The following is a 25,842-nucleotide window of genomic DNA, read 5'->3' on the forward strand; positions in this document are numbered from 1 at the left end:
TCAAACGATTTACGCGGTCGCGTTGCGAGGTTGCAGTCGCTGTCTATACTCGGGTTGGAATGGAGTTAGCTGATGACACCCGATGCATAGGCAGCAAGGCACGGCGGTCGAGTTCGCAGTCTGATGTAGCCGCTCTCCTTGCCGCAGGCGTTACGCCTACGGGATAACAAGAACGATAAGGGGAACCCGCAATGACGCGACATCCACACGTATGGATGGGCCTCCTGTTGTGGTCGATTTTCAGTCAGGCACAAGCCGCCTGGACTGTGAATATGGCGCCTGGAGCGACACAGATCAGCAACGCAGTGTTCGACTTGCACATGACCATCTTCTGGATCTGTGTAGTCATCGGCATCATCGTCTTCGGCGCCATGTTCTGGTCGATGATGATGCACCGCCGCTCAACCGGCCAGAATGCCGCCCACTTCCACGAAAACACCCGCGTCGAGATCCTCTGGACGATTGTGCCCTTCGTGATCCTGGTGGCCATGGCGATTCCCGCTACCGCCACGCTGATCAAGATGTATGACTCCAGCGAGTCGGACATCGACATCCAGATCACCGGCTACCAATGGAAATGGCACTACAAATACCTGGGCCAGGACGTCGAGTTCTTCAGCAACCTGGCCACGCCCGCCGAACAGATCCATAACCAGAGCGCCAAGGGCGAGCACTACCTGCTGGAGGTCGACAAGCCGCTGGTGCTGCCGGTCGATGCCAAGGTGCGCTTTCTGGTGACCTCCGCCGACGTGATCCACTCCTGGTGGGTACCGGCCTTCGCGGTCAAGCGCGATGCGATTCCCGGTTTCGTCAACGAAGCCTGGACCCGCGTCGACAAGCCTGGCGTGTATCGCGGCCAATGCGCCGAACTGTGCGGTAAGGACCACGGGTTCATGCCGATCGTGGTCGAGGTCAAGAGCAAGCCCGACTACGAGAAATGGCTGGGTGAACGCAAGGCCGAAGCCGCGCAGCTCAAGGAGCTGACCAGCAAGGAATGGACCCTCGACGAGCTCAAGGAACGTGGCGACAAGATCTACCACACCACTTGCGTGGCCTGTCACCAGGCCGAAGGCCAGGGCCTGCCGCCGATGTTCCCGGCACTCAAGGGTTCGAAGATCGCCACCGGGCCCAAGGCCGATCACTTGAGCATCGTCTTCCACGGCAAGCCCGGCACCGCCATGGCGGCGTTCGGCAAGCAGTTGTCGGAGGTCGATATCGCGGCCGTCGTGACCTATGAACGTAACGCCTGGGGCAACAACAAGGGCGACATGGTCACGCCTAAAGAAGTGCTGGAACTCAAACAGGCGGAAAGCAAATGAGCCGACCTGAAGCGTTTTCCCGCAACCGGTCGGGGCTCGCCGCTCCGCGCCGTCCAGCCCAATCGTTCGAAGGAGACAGGACATGAGTGCTGTGATCGATGACCACGGTCATGCCGGCGCCGACCACGCCCACGGCCCCGCCAAGGGCCTGATGCGCTGGGTACTGACCACCAACCACAAGGACATCGGCACGCTGTACCTGTGGTTCGCCTTCTCCATGTTCCTGCTGGGCGGCTCGTTCGCCATGGTGATCCGCGCCGAGCTGTTTCAGCCCGGCCTGCAGATCGTGGAGCCCGCGTTCTTCAACCAGATGACCACCATGCACGGCCTGGTGATGGTGTTCGGCGCGGTGATGCCGGCCTTCGTCGGCCTCGCCAACTGGATGATCCCGTTGATGATCGGCGCGCCGGACATGGCCCTGCCACGCATGAACAACTTCAGCTTCTGGCTGTTGCCGGCGGCGTTCCTGCTGCTGGTGTCGACGTTGTTCACCGCCGGCGGCGGGCCGAACTTCGGCTGGACCTTCTACGCCCCGCTCTCCACCACCTATGCGCCGGAAAGCGTGACGTTCTTCATCTTCGCCATCCACCTGATGGGCATCAGTTCGATCATGGGCGCGATCAACGTGATCGCCACCATCCTCAACCTGCGCGCCCCCGGCATGACGCTGATGAAAATGCCGCTGTTCGTCTGGACCTGGCTGATCACCGCGTTCCTGCTGATCGCGGTGATGCCGGTGCTGGCCGGCTGCGTGACGATGATGCTGATGGACATCCACTTCGGCACCAGCTTCTTCAGTGCCGCCGGCGGCGGTGACCCGGTGCTGTTCCAGCACGTGTTCTGGTTCTTCGGCCATCCCGAGGTGTACATCATGATCCTGCCGGCCTTCGGTGCCGTCAGCTCGATCATCCCGGCGTTCTCGCGCAAGCCGTTGTTCGGCTACACCTCGATGGTCTACGCCACCGCGGCCATTGCGTTCCTGTCGTTCATCGTCTGGGCGCACCACATGTTCGTGGTGGGCATCCCGCTGGTGGGCGAGCTGTTCTTCATGTATGCCACCTTGCTGATCGCCGTGCCCACCGGCGTGAAGGTGTTCAACTGGGCCAGCACCATGTGGCAAGGCTCGCTGACCTTCGAGACGCCGATGCTGTTCGCCGTGGCGTTCGTGATCCTGTTCTCCATCGGCGGCTTCTCCGGGCTGATGCTGGCCATCGCCCCGGCGGACTTCCAGTACCAGGACACCTACTTCGTGGTCGCGCACTTCCACTACGTACTGGTGCCCGGCGCAATCTTCGGGATCTTCGCCTCGGCCTACTACTGGCTGCCGAAATGGACCGGCCACATGTACGACGAGACCCTGGGCAAGCTGCACTTCTGGCTGTCGTTCATCGGGATGAACATGGCGTTCTTCCCGATGCACTTCGTCGGCCTGGCCGGCATGCCCCGGCGTATTCCCGACTACAACCTGCAGTTCGCCGACTTCAACATGGTCTCGTCCATCGGCGCGTTCATGTTCGGCACCACGCAGATCTTCTTCCTGTTCATCGTGATCAAGACCATCCGTGGCGGCCCACCGGCACCGGCCAAGCCATGGGATGGCGCCGAAGGGCTGGAGTGGAGCGTGCCATCGCCGGCGCCCTACCACACCTTCACTACGCCGCCGGAAGTGAAATGAGATGACACACAGGCCTCCTGTGGGAGCGGGCTTGCTCGCGAATCAGACGACGCGGTCTGACAGAAACACCGCGTCATCGTTCTTCGCGAGCAAGCCCGCTCCCACAGGGTTCTCGGTGAGGATGGGAAACCATGGCTGACTCGATTTCGCTGAAGAAACTGGTCACCCGCCTGCTGGTCGTGGTGGTGGCCATGTTCGTCTTCGGCTTCGCCCTCGTGCCGATCTACGACGTGATGTGCAAGGCGTTCGGCATCAACGGCAAGACTGCCGGGCAGTACGAGGGCGAGCAGGTCACCGATGCGTCGCGGCAGGTGCGTGTGCAGTTCCTGTCGACCAATGCGGTGGACATGCCCTGGGACTTCTACCCCAAGGGCGATCAGTTGGTGGTCCAGCCGGGGGCCGTGAACGAAATGGTCTTCGTCGCGCACAACCCCACCAACCGGCCGATGAGTGCCCAGGCCGTGCCAAGCATCGCGCCGAGCACCGCCGCGGCGTACTTCCACAAGACCGAATGTTTCTGCTTTACCCAGCAAGTGCTGCAACCCGGAGAACGAATCGAAATGCCCATGCGCTTCATCGTCGACCGGGACATGCCCAAGGATGTGAAGCACCTGACGCTGTCCTACACGCTGTTCGATATCACCGCTCGTCATCCACCGGTGGCTCTAAACACTGACCGATAGCGTGCCCGATAAGGAGAACAATAAATGGCAACTCACGAACACTATTACGTTCCGGCCCAGAGCAAATGGCCGATCATCGCCACGGTCGGGATGTTCGTCACGGTGTATGGCCTGGCGACCTGGTTCAACGACTTGAAGGCCGCACGACCGGAATCCCACGGCCCACTCATCTTCTTCATCGGCGGCCTGCTGGTGGCCTACATGCTGTTCGGCTGGTTCGGCGCGGTGATCAAGGAAAGCCGCGCCGGGCTCTACAGCCCGCAGCTCGACCGCTCGTTCCGCTGGGGCATGAGCTGGTTCATTTTCTCGGAGGTGATGTTCTTCGTCGCCTTCTTCGGCGCGCTGTTCTATGTCCGCCATGTGTCGGTGCCGGGCCTGGCGGGCGAAGGTACCAAGGGCCTGTCGCACATGCTCTGGCCCAACTTCGAATACGCCTGGCCGTTGCTGAACAACCCTGACCCGAAACTCTACCCGGCACCCAAGGAGGTCATCAGCCCCTGGGGGCTGCCGCTGCTCAACACCGTGCTACTGGTCAGTTCCAGCGTCACCATCACCATCGCCCACCACGCGCTGAAGAAAGGCCATCGCGGTGCGCTGAAGCTATGGCTGGCGATTACCGTGCTGCTGGGGTGCGCCTTCCTGGGCTTCCAGGCCGAGGAGTACATCCACGCCTACAAGGAACTGGGCCTGACCCTGGGCTCCGGCGTCTACGGCGCCACCTTCTTCATGCTCACGGGGTTCCACGGCGCCCACGTCACCATCGGCACGATCATCCTGTTCGTCATGCTGATGCGCATCCTGCGCGGGCATTTCGACAACGAGCATCAGTTCGGCTTCGAGGCGGCGAGTTGGTATTGGCACTTCGTCGACGTGGTGTGGATCGGCTTGTTCATCTTCGTCTACGTGCTCTAGGAGCACGCGTTACCACGGGGCATGGGACACCAGCTGGCCGCTGAAGAAACCCCAGGCGATCAAGCCGACGGTGACCGCGGCCAAGCCGACCCGAACGGCCAGGGCAATGAGCAGGCGATTGGAATCGCTGTCGTCCTTGACCAGGAAAAACAGGCCGCTGAACAGGCTCGCAACCGTGGCAATCAGCATCAGGACGATGGCCGCTTTTAGCATTGGGGACACTCCGGGGGACGCGATGCAGGTGAGTATAGCTATCCCGTTCGAGCACTTTCGGACGGCGCCATGAGAGGCTTCCGGCCGGGCCTCGTGCCGACGCTGGTGGTGGCCGTGCTGGTGCCGCTGATGGTGTGCCTGGGGTTTTGGCAGTTGAGCCGTGGCGAATACAAGCGCGTGCTCATGCAGCAATACGCCGAGCGCCGCGTGGCGCCCCCGATGGACAGCACCGAACTGGCGCAGACCACCGACCCGGCTTTTCGCGTCGTCGAGCTGCAAGGTCACTTCGACGTCGAGCACAGCATCCTGCTGGACAACCGCCAGCACGACGGCCAGGTCGGCGTCGAACTGCTGCAACCGTTTCTCGACCGTGCAACCGGCGCATGGCTGCTGGTCAATCGCGGCTGGCTGCCATGGCCTGACCGCCGCACGCCCCCGTCTTCAGCACCCCGGAGCAACCGGTGAGCGTTCAGGCCTGGGTCTATGTCGCACCGGGCGCCACCTTCCAGCTCCACGCCGACCCGGTGGCCGCTCCATGGCCGCGCCTGGTCACCGCCATCGAACCGGACAAGCTCTGGGCGGAACTGGGGCGCAGCGGTTTCAGCTATGAACTGCGCCAGCAAGGCGGCCCGGGCGCCTATCGGACCGACTGGCCGGTGGTGAGCATGGGCCCGGAAAAACACCTCGGTTATGCCGTGCAGTGGTTCGCCATGGCGGCGGCGCTGTTCGGCCTTTTTCTTTATCTCGGATGGCACAACGCAGGGAGACCGCATGGGAACCACCATGAATCCAACCAACACGTCTGAGGCACCCGCCACGCCCAGCCGGCGCAAAGGGCGCCTGCAACTGCTGCTGATCGTGTTCGGCGTGATCGGGCCGATGATCCTCGCCACCGGCATGTACAAGTTCCAGTTCTGGGTGCCCGACAGCCGCAGCTACCACGGCGAGCTGATCGGCAACGGCCAGACCCGCGCCGAGATCGGCGTGCAGGCCGACGAGCAGCGCTGGCAGATCCTGGTCACCGCACCGCAGGCGTGCTCGGTGGATTGCCGGCAACTGGTGTACCTGGCCCGGCAGGTGCAGATCGGCCTCGGTCGCGATGCGTCCCGCGCCAGCCATGCCCTGGCCATCGCCCAGCCGCTGGACGCCGAGTACGACGCCCAATTGCAGCGCGAGTATCCGCAACTGCAGCGCTACCCGCTGGACCTGCCGGCCTACCGCAAAGGTGCCCAGGAGACGGGCGGCGCCCAGCTGTGGATCATCGACCCCCACAGCAACCTGGTGCTGCGCTACGACGCCCGCGTCAAGGGCAAGGACCTGCTCAACGACCTGCGCCACCTGCTGAAACTGTCGAACATCGGATGAGGGCATCGACATGGCCAAACCTGGATTTCGCCTTGCGCTGTTTGCCACGCTGCTGGCACTGATCGTCGTATTGCTGGGCGCCTACACCCGCCTGACCCACGCCGGCCTCGGTTGCCCGGACTGGCCCGGTTGCTACGGTTTCATCAGCGTGCCCAAGAGCGAAGCCCAACTGGCCCATGCCGAGCTGCACTTTCCCGACGCGCCGGTGGAAGCCCATAAAGGCTGGAACGAGATGGTCCACCGCTACTTTGCCGGGACCCTCGGGCTGCTGATCACCGCGCTCGCCGCCCGGGCCTGGATGAACCGTCGGCACCCCGGCCTGCCGTTGAAACTGCCGTTGTTCCTGCTGGCCGTGGTCTTCGCGCAAGCGGCGTTCGGCATGTGGACCGTGACCCTCAAGCTTTGGCCGCAGGTGGTCACCGGGCACTTGCTCGGCGGCTTTGCCACCCTGAGCCTGTTGTTTCTGCTGACCTTGCGCCTGTCCGGCGTGTTGCCGGCACTGACCGTGCCCAAGCGCCTGCAACACTGGGCCACCGCCGGGTTGTTGCTGGTGATCGGCCAGATCGCCCTGGGCGGTTGGGTCAGTTCCAACTACGCCGCGGTGGCCTGTATCGACTTCCCCACCTGCCACGGCCAATGGCTGCCGCCTGCGGATTTCGCCAACGGCTTTCACCTGACCCAACACATCGGCCCCAATTACTTGGGCGGGCAGCTCGACAGCGATGCCCGCACTGCCATCCATCTGACCCACCGCATTGGCGCGCTGCTGGTCACGGTGGTGCTGCTGGGGTTGGCCTGGCAGTTGAAGACGGTCGGCATGACCCGCCTCGCCGGCCTGGTGCTGGTGGCCCTGGCGGCGCAAATCACCCTGGGCATCAGCAACGTGCTGTTCCATTTGCCGCTGCCGGTGGCCGTCGCCCACAACGCCGGGGGCGCCGCGCTGCTGCTGACCCTGGTGCTGGTCAATTATCACGCCCGGACCAGCCTGGTCCGGGTCAGGCATCAGGTGCCGCTGCGCTGGCGGTTCACGCCGCATAAGCACGGCGCCAGCCCCATTACGATAAAAGGAGAGATGCCATGGCAACCCTGACCGGTGAACGCCACAGCCGGGCGATCTGGCGCGATTACCTGGAGCTGACCAAGCCCAAGGTGGTGGTGCTGATGCTGATCACCTCGCTGGTGGGCATGTTCCTCGCCACTCGTGCCGGCGTACCGTGGACGGTGCTGGTGTTCGGCAACCTGGGGATCGCCTTGTGCGCCGGTGGCGCGGCGGCGGTCAACCACGTGGTGGACCGGCGCATCGACGCGGTCATGGCCCGTACCCACAAACGGCCACTGGCCGAGGGCCGGGTGTCCCCTGCCGCCGCCCTGACCTTCGCCCTGGCCCTGGCCCTGGCCGGGCAAGCGCTGCTGCTGGCCTTCACCAACCCGCTGACCGCCTGGCTGACCCTGGCCTCCTTGCTGGGCTACGCGGTGGTCTACACCGGTTTCCTGAAACGGGCGACGCCGCAGAACATCGTCATCGGCGGCCTGGCCGGCGCCGCACCGCCGCTGTTGGGCTGGGTGGCCGCCACCGGGCACGTCAGCGCCGAACCGCTGCTGCTGGTGCTGATCATCTTCGCCTGGACCCCACCGCACTTCTGGGCCCTGGCCATCCATCGCAAGGAGGAATACGCCAAGGCCGACATCCCGATGCTGCCGGTGACCCACGGCGAGCACTACACCAAGGTGCATATCCTGCTCTATACCCTGGTGCTGCTGGCGGTGAGCCTGATGCCGTTCGTGATCCAGATGAGCGGGATGCTCTACCTGGTGTGCGCACTGGTGCTCGGCGCGCGGTTCCTGCAATGGGCCGTGGTGTTGTACCGTGGCAGTCGGCCGCATGCGGCGATCAACACCTTCAAGTACTCTATTTACTACTTGTTCCTGCTGTTCATCGCCCTGCTTGTAGATCATTACTTACTGTTGAGCCTATGACTCGAACCCAGAAAACCGTCTTCGCCCTCGTGGCCGTGATCGCGCTGATCCTCGGCCTTACCGTCAACAAGGTGCTGTCCGGCAAGGGCGAAGGCGACCCGACGGGGCTAATCGACGCCGGCATCATCCTGCTGCCCCAGAGCCGCAACCTGCCGGACGTGAAAATGACCGACCAGGACGGCCAACCGGTGACCGTCAACGCATTGAAGGACAAGTGGAGCCTGCTGTTCTTCGGCTACACCTTCTGCCCGGACATCTGCCCGACCACCCTCGCCCAACTGCGCCAGATCAAGAGCGAACTGCCGCCCGCCGCGGTGGACAAACTGCAGATCGTGCTGGTGAGCGTCGACCCGAACCGCGACACGCCCAAGCAGCTCAAGCAATACCTGGGCTACTTCGACCCGCAGTTCAAAGGCCTCACCGCCTCTTCCATCGAAGACCTGCAAAAACTCGCCAATGCGGTGAGCATTCCGTTCATTCCAGCGGACACCAGCAAGCCCAACTACACCGTCGATCACAGCGGCAACCTCGCCGTGATTGGACCCGACGGTACCCAACGCGGGTTTATTCGTGCGCCGTTGAATAATCAGAAACTGGTGGTGCAGTTGCCGGAGATGCTCAAACGCAAATAACCCACATCCCAAAAGCCTGCTCCCACCACAATCCCCCGTGGCGAGGGAGCTTGCTCCCGCTCGACTGCGCAGCAGTCGCAAAACCAGAGAACGCGGTTTACCTGAAGAAACACCGGGGCCTGCTACGCAGGCCAGCGGGAGCAAGCTCCCTCGCCACAGGTGGTTGTGTCGAGCCGAATATCCAGCCCAACACAACCACTGTGGGAGCGGGCTTGCTCGCGAAAGCGGCGGGTCAGCTTGCATCGATACTGAATGTGCCACCTCTTCGCGAGCAAGCCCGCACACACTGGGCGGCGGTGAACACAGCATCCGCAACAGCCCGGTCCCCCTGTGGGAGCGAGCTTGCTCGCGATAAAAACGACACGGTTTCAGAACAGAACACCCCACCCGATTCGCTAAAAAACCTCTCTCCTACAGCCCCCACCTACACCCCTCCATCAAGCTACGCATCCTTGCGCCTTTACCTACAACTACGCCAGAATCCGCCCGCTTGTGCGCCTTGTTCCTGGGTTCTATCGTTTCCTTGCCACTGCCCATCAGTGGTCGGGTTTAGTAGCCCGGTTAGCCATCTACGGTTGCATGAGTGTCATCCAGTCAGGCCTTGGCCTGCACTTGATGGTGGCTGTGCGCATGGCGCCCTCGGGCGCGCCGGGTTTGGTGGCTTCACCGGTCTACTAACTTGCGCACAGCTGCCTCCTTTCGTTTAGTAGCGAGACGGTTGCGGCCCTACTAAAGGAAGTCCCAAATGTTCAAAGTAACTCCCAACCCACCAGATACAGACCCCACCACACAGTCCGCAAAAGCCAAAGCCAAGCAGCAAGACGAAACCACCAAACGCGTGCTCGATCACTACTTGCTACCGAAGCCGGATCAATCCAAAGACGAACCGAAACCGGGACAGGTATTCACCGTTGTGAAAGGTCTCGATAACGAGTGCATGCTCGCTAACCTCAGTGAAACGCTGGCTTCAGCCGATGCCATGGTTAGTGATCTGGCGTTTGACCTGGATGGCTCGCGGCGCCATTTGGCGCTGGGGATTCAGCAGTTGATTGAGCTGAGTTCGTTGTTGGCGAATCAGGTGTTGGATAATGTGGAGCCGCGACAGCAGTAATTCTTTCTAGGGGAAAAAGCCCGGCGCCCGGCGCCCGGCGTCGGGCTTTGGGTCTTTCATCTCTAGACGGACATATAGCATCTTAATATCTAAAAGCAACTTGACTGATAACTTCCCCCATCCCCTTCATCTACCTGAAGACCCCAAACCGCCGCAATGGCAGCTCGACAGCTCTACCTTCACACGATAATCTTCATGGAGCGCTTGGCTTGCCAATCCCAAGGAAGCGACTCCACAGAGTTAGAAGGCGAACATATGAAATCCGAAAAAACATTTGAAGTCGATCTAAACGTAGAAGAATTAGCCAACACCGAAATTTTGATTGCTGCTGCTGAAACAGAAGACGAAATGGGATGCGTACTACGTTTTCACCTTATGCTAGAACGATTGCTCACGTTCTATTTAAAAGAAAAGTGTAAAGGCGAAATTGCCGTCTATGCAAAACTGCCAAGAGATTTTGGACAAAAATTAGGATTAGCTGCTGCATTCGGTTTACCCCTACCGATCGCCGCCGTAATTCATCATGTTAACAGCATGCGTAATAAATTAGCCCACGGGATGAAGACCGCAATTGATCAGGGGGACGCTCAACAGCTATCAAGACTCGTCAATTCTATGTCAGCTATCGAGCCTGAGTTTCATCCTGTGGAAAAAAGATACATTACCATTCACTCAATGAATCCGGATGTGAGAATAAAATATGGGTCTGAAGTCCGCACTGATTTTTTAATTGCAAGCTTTGCATTTTGGGCCGTCTCGACGAAAGCCCTAATCATGGAAGCCGCATTAAATAAAATAGTGCCAAATCAGAAAAGAAATACCCCTTAAGAACGCAGCAAGTAAAATTTGTCACGCTTTCAATTTTCACTGTCAAATCTGTTCACTTCTTTTGTTTGGATATCCCTATGATTGCTCACCAAAAATATGACCCATATCATCTGCCTTGAAATGCCAGATGTTGACGATAGACTTTGCTTCAGATTTATCAACAAGATTCGCAGCGGGAGAAAAGGTAGCGGCGTATAGATGAATGAAATGCGCCATTATATGAACGCTGATCTGGAGTCCCACCTCGCTCATTTGTGCCTGTATAGAAAGTTCTTGCGCTTGGCCGATTTGCATTGCGCTAATGTAATTGCTATGTGAATAGCCACAGAGATAGCCATATACATTATCAAAATACCTCCGATGAAAACCTGCTCGCACAGCCTCTTCCCCCAAGACCAGCTCACGCGCCAGTTACCTTTCAGAAGCTGAGCTTGCTCCCTGAGCGAATACTTTGTGAAATGCTCGGACGACCGTATAAGTGTTAACAGTTCCGCTTGTTGTTCACGTGCAGAAGCCTGCTTCGCACGACCCTCGGCAGTCGTTGCGGTGTGTTGTACCCTGTCATGTAGGCCCGCATATTGCCATATGCGATGCCGGAATCTTGACAGTTCCAGATCGCCACTGAATAACCAATGTAGCGTGAGGAATGTTTCGATAGATGCTCGTGCAAGAATTGAAACTGACCCTTGGTCAATAAATTCATAAGCCGACCCGTTATTGCTTTGAAACAAACAACCCGTGGAGATGACCTTGGTTGAACACAGCTGCCTAAAGAGCTTTATAGAGAGTGTCTGAATGTCGTTCAGAAAAGCCATCTCCGATTCGACCGGCATATTTAGCCGCGAATTTATGACAAGGATCATTAATTCCATCAACGAATCGAAATCCTGACCGATGTCTCTTGGGAACGCAGTCATTTCATACCCTCATCCTTCCCTGCTTGTTTTCCCTTCAGACTATCTACCGCTTTAAGGTACTTCACTCTCTTTCGATTGGCTCTATTATTTTTCAGTGGAACATGCAATATATCTGTATTACTGACCAGACTTTTTCAGTGCAGAAAGTATGACATCATCAACATTAATATATATTCCAGGATTAAACGGCCTGATTGCAGTTTCCTCACTTGATAGTGTATTCATTAAACCAGTAATAAACATACCGAACTCAACAAAAGGAGGAAAATCACTATTAGCCTCAAGGCCATACCAGTCTCTAGACGCGAAGTCATAATACCAGTAACCTTTACCTAAAACGCATAGGACCGTACAAGGTGGGCTCTCATCTTGAGTGTGTCTTTTATAGCGATCTATTTCAGAACTAGTTATATCGCTATTGAATGCAAGAAGAACAGTAGCAGGCAAGGCACCACCTTTCACAGACCCATCGATTTCCCTTCTAGGAAATGACAATAGATTGCTTACGGACCTGAATTTTTTATTTGCATCTCTTATTTCGCGAGAGCTAAGAGTCGACTTCACCTCGAACACATAACGGACACATTCGACGGGATACAAACCAAGGTCCCTGCCTACTAGAATAGGAGGGGCCACCTTTCTATGGTAAATAATCAAGTCAAGTTGATCGCTTAGCCCTTGAAATGAGTCAATGACTTTTCCTGTCCCACACTGGTAACTTTGCGTAAGAAACGGTTCGATGCATTCCTTCGCTGCTATCTCGCGTATTTCCCCTTCAATACCATGATGTCCTATTCCGGACGCTAAGCTATCCGCATTTATTTTAGCTGATGCTATCCGATTAACGATATAATCAAAATGCTTAGTTGTTCTCATTGATACTTATCCAAAGTTATCACTAGGAACCTACATTAGTCCCCTTTTTGGTAGACTATCTTCGATAGATCGCTTCTGGCCGAAAGCTGTGTTGCACGATTGCCTGCTTTCGGCCAATTGCATAGGTAGAAAAAATTTCGCCGTATTACCATGCTTGGTTTTTACTCAACTCAATTCTTTCAAGCTCGACCAGTTCCTTTAACGAGTCCAGTTCTTTTGACAAATTTGCATGATCTTTAGTGGCTGCATATTCTATAAAGTTTATCTTTAGCGAATCACTCAATACAGACTTAACTTCCGAACAGAAATTTTTTGAAGCCGTAACGAAATAATGACTCTGCCCATAAGGATGTCTATATCGATAATTTTCTAATAACGATCTAATATCTGGATCGCTAACACCACAACCAACAAAAATGAAAGTGTGGGTTCGAAGAAGTGCATCTAGAAGCTCATAGAACTGACTGTGTAAATTGCGTGCTTTGGCATAATCGGTTCTAGTAAAAATCAGTTTATTTGGTGAGGAAATCGTCCCGTGACTTTTTATCAGAACTCGCTCGTGCCTACGCAAACAATCTGCAATATCATCGTCATGATATATTTTTGTAGTTAAAGCGCCAGCTCCACGCTCCCCCGCTGCGGTTTCGTAAATGCTATCAAAATTCGGAGTTATCGCAATACGCAAATCCAAGTTGAATAGCGTCTTATGTATTGGAGCCGCCTTGAAGTCCGGAGTATGAAATCGAGACTTTACTAAGTTAGTAAATTTCTCTTGTTTGATTTCGTTTCGTATTACCTCGGCGGCAGTCAAATAGTCCCCAGCTTTGATGAGCGCATTTATTTCTTTTACAATCTTCTTACCAGGAGCACCTATTTGCCCCGCAGCCTCAACTAAAAAACTTGCCCAACTGGGAGGCCTGACACCATCATTCCCCGAAGAGTTCATAGACACTCCCGCACCAAAAAAGAGCACGCAGCGTCTGCAAGCAATAGAATGAACCAGCTCCTTAGGCCAAATAGACATTTTAAATAATCTCGTCCATATTTAAGCTTAGACTAGCAGCAATGTCGGATATAACTTTTTCAAATTGCTTGACCTTGTCAAAGTGCGCGCCCACGACTCCATCCGCGGACTTTAGCATAAATATTGGCTTGGTTGATGTTTGAGCCATGGGAACCAAGCTGCTAAAGTACGGGATTTCACCGAGTTTGTATTCTAAGCTTTGGCCTTGATTTATTTTCTCTATTAGACTTTTCCTAATTGCAGGGCCGATACGTTTAATTATTTTTTCATAGGCATCGACGGGTTGTTTTTTTCCCGCGACAGTTTTGGCGGTGTATTGTTGAGTGACATACCCGAGGAATTTAATTCCTTGAGGATTCCTTCGATGCAGACCATCAAAGAGAAAATCTTCATTATTATCCTCTTTATAACTCGTAAGACCACGCTCTAAGCCTTTGGTCCAGCTGGTGATCGCAACTTCGATATTCTGTAGGCCGCGCAGACTGAAGATGTCGGATGACATGGGAAGAATAAAGTAGTCGCAAGATAAAAGAACGGTACGATTTATCGCGCCGAGAGAGGGCCCTATATCAAAAAACACATAATCATATTTTTTCTTTGAAGCCCACTCGAGAAGCGCCCTAAAAAGAAATGTAGTCTTTAGGCCGCGCTCCTGACCACTAGTCGCATCTACCCAGTCTTTCGCCAAAAAATCTTCCGCCAGAGAGAATCTAGGGTCGCCGGGTACAACATCAACGCCAAATGATTCACTTCTCTTAATTGGTATCTCGGAATAACCTTTTGATTTTTTCAAAGAAGTTACCAATTGATTTATTGTTTCCCCATCCTTAGATGAGGAATATAAATCATCAAGTATTTTCTCTTTAAACATATAAGCGGTAGCATTGCATTGCGGGTCGGCATCCACCACGAGAACCTTTTTGCCGCCTTTTAAAGCGTAATGTGCAGCTAGATTACAAAGAAGAGTCGTTTTCCCTACTCCGCCTTTATTATTAAAAACGCAGAAAGCCTTCATACAGCATCCCTTAATGTAAGAACCAGCCAGACACAATCTCGATTAAGCACGTAATAGCTGACGAATTTTTGCCAGCCATTTTTTATCATGAATCACTCTTGAGTGTTCGTACTCGCCATTTATGATTTCTTCTTTTGAAAGCGATGAAAGCTTCTCCCAGTCGCTGCCAAATACGTATGTAGCATTATTTAGATGTATACTCTCTAAAAAATACAGATTTCTGGAAGTGAAGCCATAGACAAAATAACCGGAGTAACCACCGCGCCCAGTTGCTAGAAAATCTGGCTCATATTTGGATATCTCTCGCATTCTATGCTCAATGACGCCTTTTTCAGATTGGCTGAGCTTTGTTAAGAATGGAGTCACAATGCTAGAGGCCTTACTCCAGGGGTATTTACCTTTGGGTAGTACTTCCCATTGGAGCTGACGCGTTGATACGCCTGAGATCTTGTGTTTAGATATGTCGAACACTTCAAATTCGCAGAAATACTCCAAGAACAAATTAGCCAGATGAACAATTGGTTCTGGATTACTTAATAGATCCATCTGGCGCGATGCGACATATATCATTCCATCAATATTTTTAAGCGATAGCTTTTCGGAAGGTGGAAAAATAAACTCTATGGGGTAGACATCCATAGTACGATGTTGGATTCCATCATGTTCTTTCCCATGCCAGTCTTTCCATGTGCGATACTGAGGTATCAATTTTTTTATTAATGGAAGATCTTTTCTCTTGATTTCCTTTCCGCTGACATTAAAGCTTGATACTTTTCCGATAGCTGAAGCGAGAATTGAGTCACCATCATTCTTAAGAAAATTAATACCAATTTCCTTTTGTCGAGCAACAGGTATTGCAGTTAACTGAGCTACGAACATCACATGATTTGCACCTTTCGCCTCAGCTATAAGGCGCGCGATACCCCTAATCGACTGTCCCTTGATCATTACGTCTCCCTCAGTGCTGTTCTCAATTTTGAAGGTAGCATCCTGACATCATAGTAGAAAGCCAGCAATGCGAGGATTTAATAGGTAGGAGCAAACGTAGATGCAGTTTTTACGGGCGTCTGCTATTGGCCGAATACCGAGACCTTTAGCTCTGGAGCAATAGCCTAGAAGGCGCTGTGGATACGAACGGATCGACTGTTTTGGGTCTGCTCCGCATCCCAGCGGGGATAAATCCCCTCGCCACAGAGTTTTGTGTGTTGGCTGCGTAGTATTTGGAGCTGTGGGCCTTTTATGAGGGCTTCGCACTCAAGCGGGAGCAAGCTCCCTCGCCACGGGAGTTCGACCTGCTGCCGGGAGCTGAGGCCGTTTGTATCCGTGGGTCCTCATCACCCGCTGCGTGCCGGTTTATCTCGACCGGCACACGTGTCCATTTTTTCTGGCCTTGATTTGACTACTTAACCCAAAGACTCCGCAACCGACGTGGTCCCCCGCCCAATCAACCTCCCCAGCACCCCACCCTCATCAAACAACGCCCCTTTCGCCGCCGCCACATAAGAATCCGCCAGCAACGCCGCCAACCCTGCCGGCAACCCCACACTGATCAACACTACCTCAAACTCAGCCTCCGGCAGGTTCTGATAAACCACCGGCTTACCGGTCTTCTGGCTGATCAACGCAGCCAGCTCGGTCAAGATGTAGCTGCTATCCCCCGCCAGTTCATAGACTTTGCCCGCCTGCCCTTCAGTGGTCAGCACCACCGCTGCGGCTTGGGCGTAGTCTGCACGGGGCGCGGAGCTGATGCGGCCCTCGCCGGCGCGGCCAGCGGGAGCAAGCTCCCTCGCCACAAAGGTTTCATCCGACTGAAGTGAACGGCATCAGGCGTTCGACGCCAGGCCCTTCATCAAATATCGCCTTGCACGAAACATATGGAAATACGTATATTCGGTTTTCCATATGTTACGAGTGCGCGACATGATCACGCCCCTCGATGTCTTCAAGAGCCTGGCCGACGAGACTCGCGTCCGCGCCATCCTGCTGATTGCCGAACAAGGCGAGCTCTGCGTTTGCGAGTTGATGTGCGCCCTCGATGACAGCCAGCCAAAGATCAGCCGCCACCTTGCCCTCCTGCGCAGCAACGGCTTGCTGCTTGATCGCCGTCAGGGCCAACGGGTCTATTACCGTCTTAATCCGGCGCTTCCCGATTGGGTGCGTGACATCCTGCAACGGACTTCGAAGGCCAATATCGACTGGCTCAAGGACAACACCTCCCGCCTAAAGCATATGAACGGACGTCCCGTGCGCGAAACAGCCTGCTGCCCAGCCCTTATCGAGTGATTCACCCTTTCTGCTCTGGCGTTGCGCCTTAGCCTCTGACGACCGCCGAAAGCGGCAGGAGTACCTCATGCGAGTCCTGTTCATGTGCACCGCCAATAGCTGCCGGAGCGTGCTGAGCGAAGGGTTGTTCAACCACATGGCACCCGAGGGAATAAGCGCGATCAGTTCGGGAAGCGTCCCCAGTGGGCGCCTCAATCCACGCGCAGTCAGCACCTTGCAAAACCTCGGCATCGACACCTCAAGGCTCTACAGCAAGGGCTCTGAAAGCTTCGCCGATAACCCGCCAGACATAGTGATCACGGTATGTGATAAGGCCAGGGGCGAGCCTTGCCCTGTCTACTTCGGACCGGCGATCAAGAGTCACTGGGGCTTGGCTGATCCATCGGATGTGCTAGGCAGTGATGAGGAAGTCCAAGCGGCATTCGACGCGACGGTTGCGAAGATTCGCCAGCGCTTTGCGGCATTCCTCGCTCTCGACATCAGCGCCCTCGGCAAGACCGAACTGAAACAGGCGCTGGACGCCGTGGGAGAGCTGTGATGACCGAATCAACCCGCGACACCGCTAATGAGTTCCCGAATCTCGACCTGTCACTGCTTGACGTCCCGACCCCGGAGAAACTGTCGGAACGAGCAGTGCCACCCCATAAACCGCGCATCCTTTTACTGTATGGGTCAACCCGTGAACGTTCCTTCAGCCAGTTACTGACACGAGAGGCTGCGCGCCTTCTGGAACTCATGGGCGCTGAGACGGTTGTCTTCGATCCTTCCGGGTTGCCGTTGCCAGACGACGCACCGGTTGACCACCCCAAGGTGCAGGAGCTCCGTGACCTGGTGATGTGGTCGGAGGGACAGGTTTGGTGCTCGCCAGAACGTCACGGCTCCATGTCTGCCGTATTCAAGGCACAGATCGACTGGATCCCCCTCGCACTCGGGGCGGTTCGTCCCTCGCAGGGCAAGACTTTGGCAGTAATGCAGGTCTGTGGCGGATCTCAATCGTTCAACACGGTGAACCAGCTTCGCGTGCTGGGCCGTTGGATGCGCATGGTCACGATCCCCAATCAATCATCGGTGCCGAAAGCCTTTCTCGAGTTCGATGAAGCAGGGCGCATGAAACCATCGCCCTACTACGACCGCGTTGTGGATGTGATGGAGGAGCTGATGAAGTTCACTCTGCTCGTGCGAGGCCGCGAACATTACTTGGTGGATCGTTATTCCGAACGCAAGGAAAGCGCCGAAGCGCTCTCCAAGCGCGTGAACCAACGGTCTATTTAAGCGATTCGTTTTGCCATGTAACGGGCGGTAGCGGGCACAGACTGCGTAGGCCGTCCAAGCGATCCACGCGCCGTTCGTTGGCTCCCTCCCATCTGCGTTGAAGATCTCCGTCAAATTCCTCCACGCACCGGCGGCGATATTAAATCCGTCCCCTTTTCCTCTGTGGGAGCGGGCTTGCTCGCGATGAAATCAACGCGGTTCCCAGCGAAAACCGAGCCCCTGCATCACCCAAGATCCCTTCTCCTACAGCCTCAGAATGTCGGCTGACTAGGCAGCCAGATAGACCGCGTTGAGTTTTTGGGGCTGCTTCGCACCCCAACGGGGATAAATCCCCTCGCCACAGAGAGAATGCCCACCTCTCCTTGCCCCCCACAAAGAGCCATTTACGGTCAAACCTTTTGGCCATTTCGATCCCCTTTTGGCCGCTCCTGCCGTTCTCTCCAACAGCGCATCCCGCAAGACTGTCAGTTACTGGAACAGCCTTGCGGAGAACAATAAATGCTGACGATCTATTCCGACGATCACCACCTGCATCACGGCCGCTGTGAGTTGATGGATGGGCAGCTGATGCCCTGTTTCGAGATGCCTTCGCGGGCCGATCATGTGCTGGAGCGGGTCAAGGCGCGGGCGTTGGGCCCGGTCGAGGCACCACGGGATTTTGGTCTCGGGCCGATCCAGCGTATCCACAGCGCGGCGTACCTGGCGTTTTTCAAAGGGGCCTGGGAGCGCTGGGCCGCGTTCAATCGCGAGGGGGATCTGTTGCCCTATACCTGGCCGGCGCGGACGTTGCGCACGGTCATGCCGACCAGCCTGCACGGCCAGCTCGGCTATTACAGTTTCGATGGCGGCGCGCCGATCACTGCCGGCACCTGGCAAGCGGCCTACAGCGCCGCCCAGGTGGCCCTGACCGCCCAGGCCGACATCCAGGCCGGCGCCCGCAGTGCGTTTGCGTTGTGCCGCCCGCCGGGGCATCACGCCGCCGGTGACTTGATGGGCGGTTATTGCTACCTCAACAACGCCGCCATCGCCGCCCAGGCTTTTCTCGACCAGGGTCATCGCAAGGTCGCCATCCTCGATGTGGATTACCACCACGGCAATGGCACCCAGTCGATTTTCTACGGGCGCAGCGACGTGTTGTTCGCCTCGATCCACGGCCATCCAGAGGCGGAGTTTCCGTTTTTCCTGGGTTACGCCGACGAGCACGGCGAGGGCGACGGTGAAGGTTTTAACTTCAACTATCCTTTGCCGGCCGGCTCGGGCTGGGACACCTGGAGCGCGGCGCTGGAGCAGGCCTGTGGCGAAATCCGTGGCTACGACGCCGATGTGATTGTCGTGTCCCTGGGTGTGGACACGTTCAAGGACGACCCGATCTCCCAATTCAAGCTCGACAGCCCGGATTACCTGGCGATGGGCAAACGCATCGCCGCACTCGGCAAGCCGACCCTGTTCGTGATGGAAGGCGGGTACGCGGTGGCAGAAATCGGCATCAATGCCGTGAACGTCCTTGAAGGTTTCCAAAGCGCCCAATGAGGAAGAAAAGCATGAGCAGACTCAAGCGTTTGATGGCTCCAGCCCTGTGTGCTGCGCTGTTCGGCGGCGCGGTACACGCCGAAGAGCGGACCCTGCGGGTCTACAACTGGTTCGACTACATCACGCCCAAGGCGCTGGAGGATTTCAAGGCGCAGCACAGCCAGGTCAAGCTGGTCTATGACATCTTCGACACCAACGAGGCCCTGGAAGCCAAGCTGCTGACCGGTAACTCGGGTTACGACGTGGTGGTGCCGTCCAATGTGTTCCTGGCCAAGCAGATCGAAGCCGGGGTGTTCCAGCCCCTGGACCGCAGCAAGCTGCCGAACTGGAATCACCTCGATCCCAAGCTGATGAAGCTGATCGAAGCCAACGACCCGGGCAACCAATTCGCCGTGCCCTACATGTACGGCACCATTCTGATCGGCTTCAACCCGGACAAGGTCAAGGCCGCCCTGGGTGACAGCGCGCCGGTGAACAGTTGGGACCTGATCTTCAAGGAAGAGAACATCAGCAAGCTCAAGCAATGTGGCGTGGCGCTGCTCGATTCGCCATCGGAAATCCTGCCCCTGGCCTTGCAGCACCTGGGACTGGACCCCAACAGCAAGAAGCCGGCGGACTACGCCAAGGCCGAAGCACTGTTGATGAAGATCCGTCCGTACATCACCTATTTCCACTCGTCCAAGTACATGGCCGACATCGCCAATGGCGACATCTGCGTGGCGGTCGGTTACTCCGGCAGCTTCTCCCAGGCGGCCAACCGGGCCAAGGATGCCAAGAACGGCGTTGTCGTGGACATGCGCTTGCCCAAGGAAGGCGCGCCGATCTGGTTCGACATGCTCGCCATCCCCAAGGGGGCGAAGAACCCGGAAGATGCCTACACCTTCATCAACTATCTGCTGCAACCACAGGTAATCGCCCCGGTCAGCGACTTCGTCGGTTACCCGAACCCGAACAAGGACGCCACGGAAATGGTCGACCCGGCGATCCGCCAGAACCCCAACCTGTACCCGACCGAAGCGGCCATGGCCACGCTGTATACGTTGCAACCCTTGCCACGGGACGCCGAACGGGCGCGCACGCGGGCTTGGACGAGGATCAAGTCGGGTCAATAGAACGGTGAGGTCGTCCCTGGCCTGGGGGTGTGAAAGCTGGGTATACCCGTGATTCCAGTGTGGGAGCGAGCTTGCTCGCGATGGCGGTGTCAGGCACCGCCGTGTTGAATGGGCTGGCGCCTTCGCGGGCAAGCCCGCTCCCACAGGGTCGGTGGGGTTTATAGGCCTGGGTACACCCGTGACTCCAGTGTGGGAGCGAGCTTGCTCGCGATGGCGATCCCCCAGCCACCTCCCCCAAAAGCCCCATACATAGTTACCGCCGCCCCTGTTTTCCGCGCCGCTAGCATGGAAATCCCGAAGCGCTCGGCTTCGCCATTACATACGTCGCGAGACAGGGAGACTCAGATGACACCCACAGCCACCCCCACGATACCCAGGGCCGATGCCAATCCCAAGGATGCGATCCTGAATCAGTTGCTCGCCGGGCCCACGTATCCGGAGGTCGCGTCGATTCTCCTGCGCGATGGCCTCAGGAAGCTCTACCCCACGCTGAACCTCGATCCGCACAATACCGTGGTGGGCGAGCCGGCCTGGGACATTGTCGATGACCAAATCGTGCGACGGCCCACGCGCTACGAAACCCTCAGCGAAATACTCGCCGGCCTGGTGAATGAAAAAGACGATTCGATACTGCTGATCGAAGGCCTGCACTTCCTGACCCAGTTGCCACTCACCTCCCCCGATGTGCATTTACCGGTGCGAATCGACCAGATCGGGCGCCTGCTCAATGAGCTGATGCCGGCCATGCTGACAGCCTGCCAGGAACAGCAACTGGCGTATTGGAATGACTCTCTCGGTGGGTCCGGTCCCCGCTGGCACCTACTCTCCAGTGCGCTGCGCCAGGCCTGGAACGTCGGGCGCATCAAGGGCTGGACCGCGACCGAGTGCGACATGGCTCGACAATTGTTCGCCTACCCCGACCGCAAGAACCGCAAAGAGCACGACCCTTACGACTGCCACGCCTATTTGATCGACATCGATAATGTCGACGGCCCCAGCACGAAGCGCCTGAGTGACAGTTCGATCGTGCTGATCGGCACCCTCGACAAGAAGGAGGTCATCCTCAAGTACTCGATCGCCGGCGGTTACCAGAAATTCGATTCACAGCAGGCCCTGGGGCAATCCCTCGCCGCCCATTTCGATCCGGCCACCTATCGCAAGATCAAATGGCGTCTGTATGAGCCTGAGGGCAATATTTTCGATCACAAGGCCTGCGGGATGATTGCCGAACAGATCGAGATCATCGGGTCTTTCCCACAAACATGGGAAACCTACGAGCCTCCTGCCAGTGTTGAAGAAGGCGAAGAAGATCTGCTCGTGGCCTGGTTCCAGAAACAGATACCTCATTGGTTAATGGACGCCTCGCCGTCCGATCAGATCCTGTTTGCCCAGCACATGAAAAACCTGTCGATCCTGAATCAGGAGCATGTCGGCAAGACCTACCTGGACGGCATCGAGCCGCTCAAGGACTTCACGCTGAACCTGCTGAAAAAGCAGATGGTCGCGGACCATGCCGACGCCTCGCGGCTTGATTTGGAGGCCATCGAGATCGAGGTGCGCAGCCCGGTGATCTGGGGAAGCTTCGTGGTACCCGGCCAGATCGAGACCACCCGCTTGAGCCTCGTCGAGCTGGCCCTGCAAAACCTGATCTCCCTCCCCGTCGGCGACAAGACCGTCAAGCTGCGGGACGACACGCCAGCGCCCGGATGGCTGACCGTCGAGTACGTCGAGAACCTCATCACCCAGGTCGATATCGGTCGCGTCTACCCCGAGTTGATCAAGCGGATGCTGCTCGACGATCCGGCTGAATCGAGCCGCCGCGAACAGTTGTACACCGCTCAGTTGCGCATCCAACTGCCGATGCTGGCGCTCGAATGCAAGATCCGCGGCCAGGGTCACCTCGACGACACCGGCTACCGCTACGTCGCCGCGCTGATGGAGCCTGCGCCAGCTGATCGCAAGGTGGACGGCAAAACCATCGTCCTGCGCCCACTGGCTTTCGTGCCAGAACTGCAACTGGGCGACGCGCAAGACGTGGTGAGCAACATGTTCATCATCGGCCCCGAGAACTCCAGCGCCGGGCCCTGCCTGCTGTATCGGCCCATGCTGGAACCGCAACTGAACCAGTATCCGTCTTTCAGCAACCTGCTGTACGCCATCCGACAAGACCCAACGTTACGCCAATCGATACTGGCCTGGTTGCCCGATGGCGTGCGCGACGATTACGGCCGGTTCGTTTTTCCGGATGTCTTACCCTCCCCTTGGGGCATCGTGGCATTCGTCGCCGACCCGTTGAGCGCCTTGGCCAACAGCGGTCCCGTCAGCTTGACCGACAAGACCCTGGGGACGAATTTCCTGCCGCTGTTGTTCAAGGCCAATGCCATGGCCCTGGTTAACCTGGCCGATCGTCAATCGGTGTCCAACCGGGAAAACCGCTGGGAGACCTTCAAGCGCGCGGGCTGGTTGTTGTTCAACCTCGCCTTGCCCTACCTGGGCACCGCCGTCGGCACCGCTGGCTGGCTCTGGCAGATCCTGGACGACATCGACAAGCTCACCCAAGGCAAGGATGCGGCCGACCGGCCGGCCAAGTGGGAGGCGTTCACCGACCTGCTGTTGAACATCGCGCTGGCGATCATCACCCATGCCGTCGACCGCGCCAGGGCGGCCAGAAACACTCACCGCGAGTCAATCTCGCAAGAAGTGCGCGAACTGGAAAGTCTACCTAAGCCGCCTCATAAGCTGGTGATCGAACAGCTCGCGCCGCTTGCCAGCGCTTCGCTGCCCACCGAGCACTTCGAGGCCATCCGCTCCAGCGGCGCGTTGATGGGCATCTCGAAGGACAGCACACGGCAGCTCGACAGCTTCAGCATCGACGAACCGGCAAACCTCGGTTCATTCCAAAGCGACGGTGCCCTCAAGGGTCTCTACAAACAGGACGGGGTCTGGCACGCGAAAATGGCCGGCAAGTGGTTCAAAGTGCAGGTCGAAGGCGAGCTGGTGTCTATCGTCGACGCCCAGGACCCTGCGCGCGAAGGCCCCCCGCTGATCAGCGATGGCCACGGCAAATGGCACATCGATACACGCTTGCGCGTGCGTGGTAGCGGGTCCAGGGGCATCCGGCAGAAAGTCATCGCCGATGCGCAGCGGCGCCGGATCGACCTGCTGGCTTCGCTGAACCAATTCGAAGCCAAGAAACCGCAGAACCAGAAACTGTTGACCATGTACGCCGTGGAAATGGACGAGGCGGCGGGCACCGCCAGGGAGGTCAAGCGCGACACCTACATCGCAACGCTGAAGGCCCAGCGGGAAAACTACGAACAAGCGCTGAAAACCCTGATGGAATGGCCGCTGTTCCAGTCCCGGCCCGACTACCCCCGCACACGGCTCGGCTACCTGAATGCGCAGATCAACTTCACCTTCGCCGAGATGGAGGCCCTGGGGGAACGGTTCGTCCCGGCCCTGGACAAGGCCAAAAGCATGGTCACCTCCGGGGTCAGGGTGTTGGAGCAACAGCACATTGACGCGGCCGAAAGCATGATCAGCGTCGGCGACGATATGATCGAGCGCCTGGACTACATGGAGACGCGGTTCATCGAACTGAAGAGCGTCGGCTATGAGGGCTTCGAGTTCATCCGCCGGCACCGCAAGAAAATGCCACTCTATACCAGCGCCGACCTGCGCCTGATCAAGCTGGATATGTTCCGCCACCTGTGCCTGACACTCGACAGCGTCGAATCGATGCCCGAAGGCTGGGAAGCGATCAACCAGATCGTCGATAACGCCACGGTCGCGTTCCAGAGCCTGCGCGACGCCATCGACGAACGCAGCGTGATTCGCCTCGATGAACGCATCGACGCGTTCGGCAGCCTGGCCGAGCAGTTCGCCGCCATTGACGAACACCTGCACTACCTGGGCAACGAGTACACGGGCAGCGTGCGGTCGCCCCAGCTCGCTCGCCTGCGCAAGGGGATTGCCACGCTGGAACAAACCACGATGCAGCACTTGGCGACGGCCCTCGATGAGCGTCGAGATAGGCGCAACGCCGGTTCCCCGTACGAGCAACGCCCCCGGCCGAGGAAAAAATTCATCCGGGCGCGCTTCTGGGGCCTGGTGAGCGGTGAGCCGCGCTTGTCCCGGTTGATGGAGGAAACCGATTGGGTCGATGTGAAGAACCCGTTCTCGGGGGAGATCATCGTCACGTTCCACCGCAAGGAAACCGGCGAGTGGATCCCCCATGTCAAACCCGACGCGACGCCGCCGACCGTTCCGTCCCTGGACGTCAGCGTCACCAAGGGCCAGGACCTGATCAACGGGCTGACAGCGTTCAAGGCGCAGATGCAAGCCGCGGTCACACAGCCCGACAAGACGCCCGCCGGGATCGGGATGATCCTCAATGCCCACGCCGGCAGGATGGAGAAAGTCAGCGCGGCCATCCAAAAGGCCCTCGACCAGGCCCAAGGCGTGGCTTCGAACGAAACGTTCGAGCTGCCAGACGCACAACGGCGCTCGGCGCAAGCCTTGCGCACGCAGCTTGAACGCGAGGCCAGCGCGTTGTACGTCCTGGGTTTCGACACTGTGTTGAATGTCATCAAGCAACGCCCGCCGACCATGAGCAGCATCGTGTGGCTTAAAAGCCGAAACCAGATCTCCATCACCAAACAGAAGAGCCGGCAGCGCATCAAGACGCCGCCCTACGGCTACCTCGACCGGTATGAGATCAAGGACGTGAAAACCGGCAAGACGCTCTGGTTCGCCGACTTCCGCTATTCGACCAACTGGGTGCCCGCCTACGCGTTCCTTTCGGCGCGCTTGAAAACCATTGAGCAAGCCAGCCAGCAGGCCGTTGCCACCGACGCCAGCCAAGCCCTCAGCCAGCGCCAACTGATCGACCGTTACCGCAGCGAAATTGCCGTGGACCAGGCCAAGGAGGTGTTCTTTCAAAAAGCTCGGCCATGAACCGTAATGCCGTTCACTCAAGACGTGCTGGTTCATTGTGGCGAGGGGATTTATCCCCGCTGGGCTGCGAAGCGGCCCTAAAGCCCTGCGACTCGGTTTATCAGGTGGATTGAGTCGCCTTGGTTGGGGCTGCTGCGCAGCC

Annotated in this window: 23 protein-coding genes and 1 pseudogene; 17 read left to right on the forward strand and 7 right to left on the reverse strand. The window is 57.3% G+C overall.

From position 1 onward, the window contains the following. Positions 1-191: 191 nt before the first annotated feature. The 4 genes from coxB to KI241_RS27100 all read left to right on the forward strand — a co-directional run bounded on the left by coxB (position 192) and on the right by KI241_RS27100 (position 4,589). The gene (gene coxB, locus KI241_RS27085; protein ID WP_042731241.1) at positions 192-1,319 is read left to right on the forward strand and encodes a cytochrome c oxidase subunit II; all 1,128 of its coding nucleotides are present in this window, start codon (positions 192-194) and stop codon (positions 1,317-1,319) included. An 82-nt stretch (positions 1,320-1,401) separates the two neighbouring features. Beyond that, positions 1,402-2,994 carry a cytochrome c oxidase subunit I gene (ctaD, locus tag KI241_RS27090; RefSeq protein WP_024778458.1) on the forward strand — a complete coding sequence of 531 codons (1,593 nt, stop codon included), beginning with the start codon at positions 1,402-1,404 and terminating at the stop codon, positions 2,992-2,994. Between the two features lie 131 nt (positions 2,995-3,125). Further along, positions 3,126-3,677: a cytochrome c oxidase assembly protein gene (locus KI241_RS27095; RefSeq protein ID WP_042731240.1), complete on the forward strand. Its 552-nt coding sequence runs from the start codon at positions 3,126-3,128 to the stop codon at positions 3,675-3,677. A gap of 24 nt (positions 3,678-3,701) precedes the next feature. Then, positions 3,702-4,589, forward strand: a complete 888-nt coding sequence (locus tag KI241_RS27100) for a cytochrome c oxidase subunit 3 (protein ID WP_042731239.1) — start codon at positions 3,702-3,704, stop codon at positions 4,587-4,589. A gap of 9 nt (positions 4,590-4,598) precedes the next feature. Here the strand turns inward: KI241_RS27100 and KI241_RS27105 are convergent, their stop codons facing one another. Then, positions 4,599-4,802 carry a twin transmembrane helix small protein gene (locus KI241_RS27105; RefSeq protein WP_042731238.1) on the reverse strand — a complete coding sequence of 68 codons (204 nt, stop codon included), beginning with the start codon at positions 4,800-4,802 and terminating at the stop codon, positions 4,599-4,601. Between the two features lie 69 nt (positions 4,803-4,871). Here KI241_RS27105 and KI241_RS27110 point away from each other — a divergent pair. From KI241_RS27110 to KI241_RS27140, 7 genes and pseudogenes are all read left to right on the forward strand, one after another. Continuing rightward, positions 4,872-5,608 (forward strand): annotated as a pseudogene (locus tag KI241_RS27110) (SURF1 family protein). Further along, positions 5,574-6,167 (forward strand): hypothetical protein, encoded by a 594-nt coding sequence (locus KI241_RS27115; RefSeq protein WP_212803159.1) that lies wholly within the window; start codon positions 5,574-5,576, stop codon positions 6,165-6,167. The pseudogene KI241_RS27110 and the gene KI241_RS27115 overlap by 35 nt, the downstream one beginning before the upstream one ends. Positions 6,168-6,177: 10 nt before the next feature. After that, a complete protein-coding gene (locus tag KI241_RS27120; RefSeq protein ID WP_212803160.1) occupies positions 6,178-7,257 on the forward strand; it encodes a COX15/CtaA family protein in 1,080 nt (359 codons plus the stop codon). Next, positions 7,245-8,144, forward strand: a complete 900-nt coding sequence (gene cyoE, locus KI241_RS27125; protein WP_047735711.1) for a heme o synthase — start codon at positions 7,245-7,247, stop codon at positions 8,142-8,144. Before KI241_RS27120 ends, cyoE begins: the two co-directional genes overlap by 13 nt. Further along, a complete protein-coding gene (locus tag KI241_RS27130) occupies positions 8,141-8,776 on the forward strand; it encodes an SCO family protein (protein WP_212803161.1) in 636 nt (211 codons plus the stop codon). Before cyoE ends, KI241_RS27130 begins: the two co-directional genes overlap by 4 nt. A 745-nt stretch (positions 8,777-9,521) precedes the next feature. After that, positions 9,522-9,887 carry a DUF6124 family protein gene (locus KI241_RS27135; protein WP_212803162.1) on the forward strand — a complete coding sequence of 122 codons (366 nt, stop codon included), beginning with the start codon at positions 9,522-9,524 and terminating at the stop codon, positions 9,885-9,887. Between the two features lie 195 nt (positions 9,888-10,082). After that, positions 10,083-10,715, forward strand: a complete 633-nt coding sequence (locus KI241_RS27140) for a hypothetical protein (RefSeq protein ID WP_244868250.1) — start codon at positions 10,083-10,085, stop codon at positions 10,713-10,715. Between the two features lie 248 nt (positions 10,716-10,963). On the opposite strand, the gene KI241_RS27145 is transcribed toward KI241_RS27140, so the two are convergent. The 6 genes from KI241_RS27145 to KI241_RS27170 all read right to left on the reverse strand — a co-directional run bounded on the left by KI241_RS27145 (position 10,964) and on the right by KI241_RS27170 (position 16,250). Continuing rightward, positions 10,964-11,632: a hypothetical protein gene (locus tag KI241_RS27145; protein ID WP_212803163.1), complete on the reverse strand. Its 669-nt coding sequence runs from the start codon at positions 11,630-11,632 to the stop codon at positions 10,964-10,966. A 117-nt stretch (positions 11,633-11,749) separates the two neighbouring features. Next, complete coding sequence (locus KI241_RS27150) at positions 11,750-12,508, reverse strand: DUF6602 domain-containing protein (protein WP_212803164.1); 759 nt, start codon at positions 12,506-12,508, stop codon at positions 11,750-11,752. 145 nt (positions 12,509-12,653) lie between these two features. Further along, the gene (locus tag KI241_RS27155; RefSeq protein WP_212803165.1) at positions 12,654-13,532 is read right to left on the reverse strand and encodes an SIR2 family protein; all 879 of its coding nucleotides are present in this window, start codon (positions 13,530-13,532) and stop codon (positions 12,654-12,656) included. A gap of 1 nt (position 13,533) precedes the next feature. Beyond that, positions 13,534-14,547, reverse strand: coding sequence for an AAA family ATPase (locus tag KI241_RS27160; RefSeq protein WP_212803166.1), 1,014 nt, complete (start codon positions 14,545-14,547; stop codon positions 13,534-13,536). A gap of 42 nt (positions 14,548-14,589) precedes the next feature. Then, positions 14,590-15,495 (reverse strand): hypothetical protein, encoded by a 906-nt coding sequence (locus KI241_RS27165; RefSeq protein WP_212803167.1) that lies wholly within the window; start codon positions 15,493-15,495, stop codon positions 14,590-14,592. A gap of 455 nt (positions 15,496-15,950) precedes the next feature. Next, positions 15,951-16,250 (reverse strand): hypothetical protein, encoded by a 300-nt coding sequence (locus KI241_RS27170; RefSeq protein ID WP_212803168.1) that lies wholly within the window; start codon positions 16,248-16,250, stop codon positions 15,951-15,953. Positions 16,251-16,467: 217 nt separating this feature from the next. Here KI241_RS27170 and KI241_RS27175 point away from each other — a divergent pair, with 217 nt between their 5' ends. From KI241_RS27175 to KI241_RS27200, 6 genes are all read left to right on the forward strand, one after another. Then, positions 16,468-16,830 carry a metalloregulator ArsR/SmtB family transcription factor gene (locus tag KI241_RS27175; RefSeq protein WP_212803169.1) on the forward strand — a complete coding sequence of 121 codons (363 nt, stop codon included), beginning with the start codon at positions 16,468-16,470 and terminating at the stop codon, positions 16,828-16,830. Positions 16,831-16,897: 67 nt separating this feature from the next. Continuing rightward, positions 16,898-17,368, forward strand: a complete 471-nt coding sequence (locus tag KI241_RS27180; protein ID WP_212803170.1) for an arsenate reductase ArsC — start codon at positions 16,898-16,900, stop codon at positions 17,366-17,368. Further along, complete coding sequence (gene arsH, locus KI241_RS27185; protein WP_042730501.1) at positions 17,368-18,102, forward strand: arsenical resistance protein ArsH; 735 nt, start codon at positions 17,368-17,370, stop codon at positions 18,100-18,102. Before KI241_RS27180 ends, arsH begins: the two co-directional genes overlap by 1 nt. 498 nt (positions 18,103-18,600) lie before the next feature. After that, complete coding sequence (locus tag KI241_RS27190; RefSeq protein ID WP_047735700.1) at positions 18,601-19,632, forward strand: histone deacetylase family protein; 1,032 nt, start codon at positions 18,601-18,603, stop codon at positions 19,630-19,632. Between the two features lie 11 nt (positions 19,633-19,643). Further along, on the forward strand, positions 19,644-20,744 hold the full coding sequence (locus KI241_RS27195) for a polyamine ABC transporter substrate-binding protein (RefSeq protein WP_212803171.1): 1,101 nt from the start codon (positions 19,644-19,646) through the stop codon (positions 20,742-20,744). 345 nt (positions 20,745-21,089) lie between these two features. After that, positions 21,090-25,700, forward strand: a complete 4,611-nt coding sequence (locus KI241_RS27200; protein ID WP_212803172.1) for a DUF6543 domain-containing protein — start codon at positions 21,090-21,092, stop codon at positions 25,698-25,700. Positions 25,701-25,842 lie beyond the last annotated feature (142 nt).

This window comes from Pseudomonas sp. Cab53, from assembly GCF_018325965.1.
Taxonomy (GTDB): Bacteria; Pseudomonadota; Gammaproteobacteria; order Pseudomonadales; family Pseudomonadaceae; genus Aquipseudomonas; species Aquipseudomonas chlororaphis_E.

What these genes read in the sequence shown, in the direction of transcription:
- cyoE (WP_047735711.1), top strand. Translation starts at nt 7,245, where the DNA reads ATGGCAACCCTGACCGGTGAACGCCACAGCCGGGCGATCTGGCGCGAT.
- ctaD (WP_024778458.1), top strand. Translation starts at nt 1,402, where the DNA reads ATGAGTGCTGTGATCGATGACCACGGTCATGCCGGCGCCGACCACGCC.
- KI241_RS27155 (WP_212803165.1), bottom strand. Translation starts at nt 13,532, where the DNA reads ATGTCTATTTGGCCTAAGGAGCTGGTTCATTCTATTGCTTGCAGACGC.
- KI241_RS27150 (WP_212803164.1), bottom strand. Translation starts at nt 12,508, where the DNA reads ATGAGAACAACTAAGCATTTTGATTATATCGTTAATCGGATAGCATCA.
- KI241_RS27190 (WP_047735700.1), top strand. Translation starts at nt 18,601, where the DNA reads ATGCTGACGATCTATTCCGACGATCACCACCTGCATCACGGCCGCTGT.
- coxB (WP_042731241.1), top strand. Translation starts at nt 192, where the DNA reads ATGACGCGACATCCACACGTATGGATGGGCCTCCTGTTGTGGTCGATT.
- KI241_RS27195 (WP_212803171.1), top strand. Translation starts at nt 19,644, where the DNA reads ATGAGCAGACTCAAGCGTTTGATGGCTCCAGCCCTGTGTGCTGCGCTG.
- arsH (WP_042730501.1), top strand. Translation starts at nt 17,368, where the DNA reads ATGACCGAATCAACCCGCGACACCGCTAATGAGTTCCCGAATCTCGAC.
- KI241_RS27135 (WP_212803162.1), top strand. Translation starts at nt 9,522, where the DNA reads ATGTTCAAAGTAACTCCCAACCCACCAGATACAGACCCCACCACACAG.
- KI241_RS27100 (WP_042731239.1), top strand. Translation starts at nt 3,702, where the DNA reads ATGGCAACTCACGAACACTATTACGTTCCGGCCCAGAGCAAATGGCCG.
- KI241_RS27165 (WP_212803167.1), bottom strand. Translation starts at nt 15,495, where the DNA reads ATGATCAAGGGACAGTCGATTAGGGGTATCGCGCGCCTTATAGCTGAG.
- KI241_RS27105 (WP_042731238.1), bottom strand. Translation starts at nt 4,802, where the DNA reads ATGCTAAAAGCGGCCATCGTCCTGATGCTGATTGCCACGGTTGCGAGC.
- KI241_RS27145 (WP_212803163.1), bottom strand. Translation starts at nt 11,632, where the DNA reads ATGACTGCGTTCCCAAGAGACATCGGTCAGGATTTCGATTCGTTGATG.
- KI241_RS27120 (WP_212803160.1), top strand. Translation starts at nt 6,178, where the DNA reads ATGGCCAAACCTGGATTTCGCCTTGCGCTGTTTGCCACGCTGCTGGCA.
- KI241_RS27115 (WP_212803159.1), top strand. Translation starts at nt 5,574, where the DNA reads ATGGGAACCACCATGAATCCAACCAACACGTCTGAGGCACCCGCCACG.
- KI241_RS27180 (WP_212803170.1), top strand. Translation starts at nt 16,898, where the DNA reads ATGCGAGTCCTGTTCATGTGCACCGCCAATAGCTGCCGGAGCGTGCTG.
- KI241_RS27160 (WP_212803166.1), bottom strand. Translation starts at nt 14,547, where the DNA reads ATGAAGGCTTTCTGCGTTTTTAATAATAAAGGCGGAGTAGGGAAAACG.
- KI241_RS27175 (WP_212803169.1), top strand. Translation starts at nt 16,468, where the DNA reads ATGATCACGCCCCTCGATGTCTTCAAGAGCCTGGCCGACGAGACTCGC.
- KI241_RS27140 (WP_244868250.1), top strand. Translation starts at nt 10,083, where the DNA reads ATGGAGCGCTTGGCTTGCCAATCCCAAGGAAGCGACTCCACAGAGTTA.
- KI241_RS27095 (WP_042731240.1), top strand. Translation starts at nt 3,126, where the DNA reads ATGGCTGACTCGATTTCGCTGAAGAAACTGGTCACCCGCCTGCTGGTC.
- KI241_RS27200 (WP_212803172.1), top strand. Translation starts at nt 21,090, where the DNA reads ATGACACCCACAGCCACCCCCACGATACCCAGGGCCGATGCCAATCCC.
- KI241_RS27130 (WP_212803161.1), top strand. Translation starts at nt 8,141, where the DNA reads ATGACTCGAACCCAGAAAACCGTCTTCGCCCTCGTGGCCGTGATCGCG.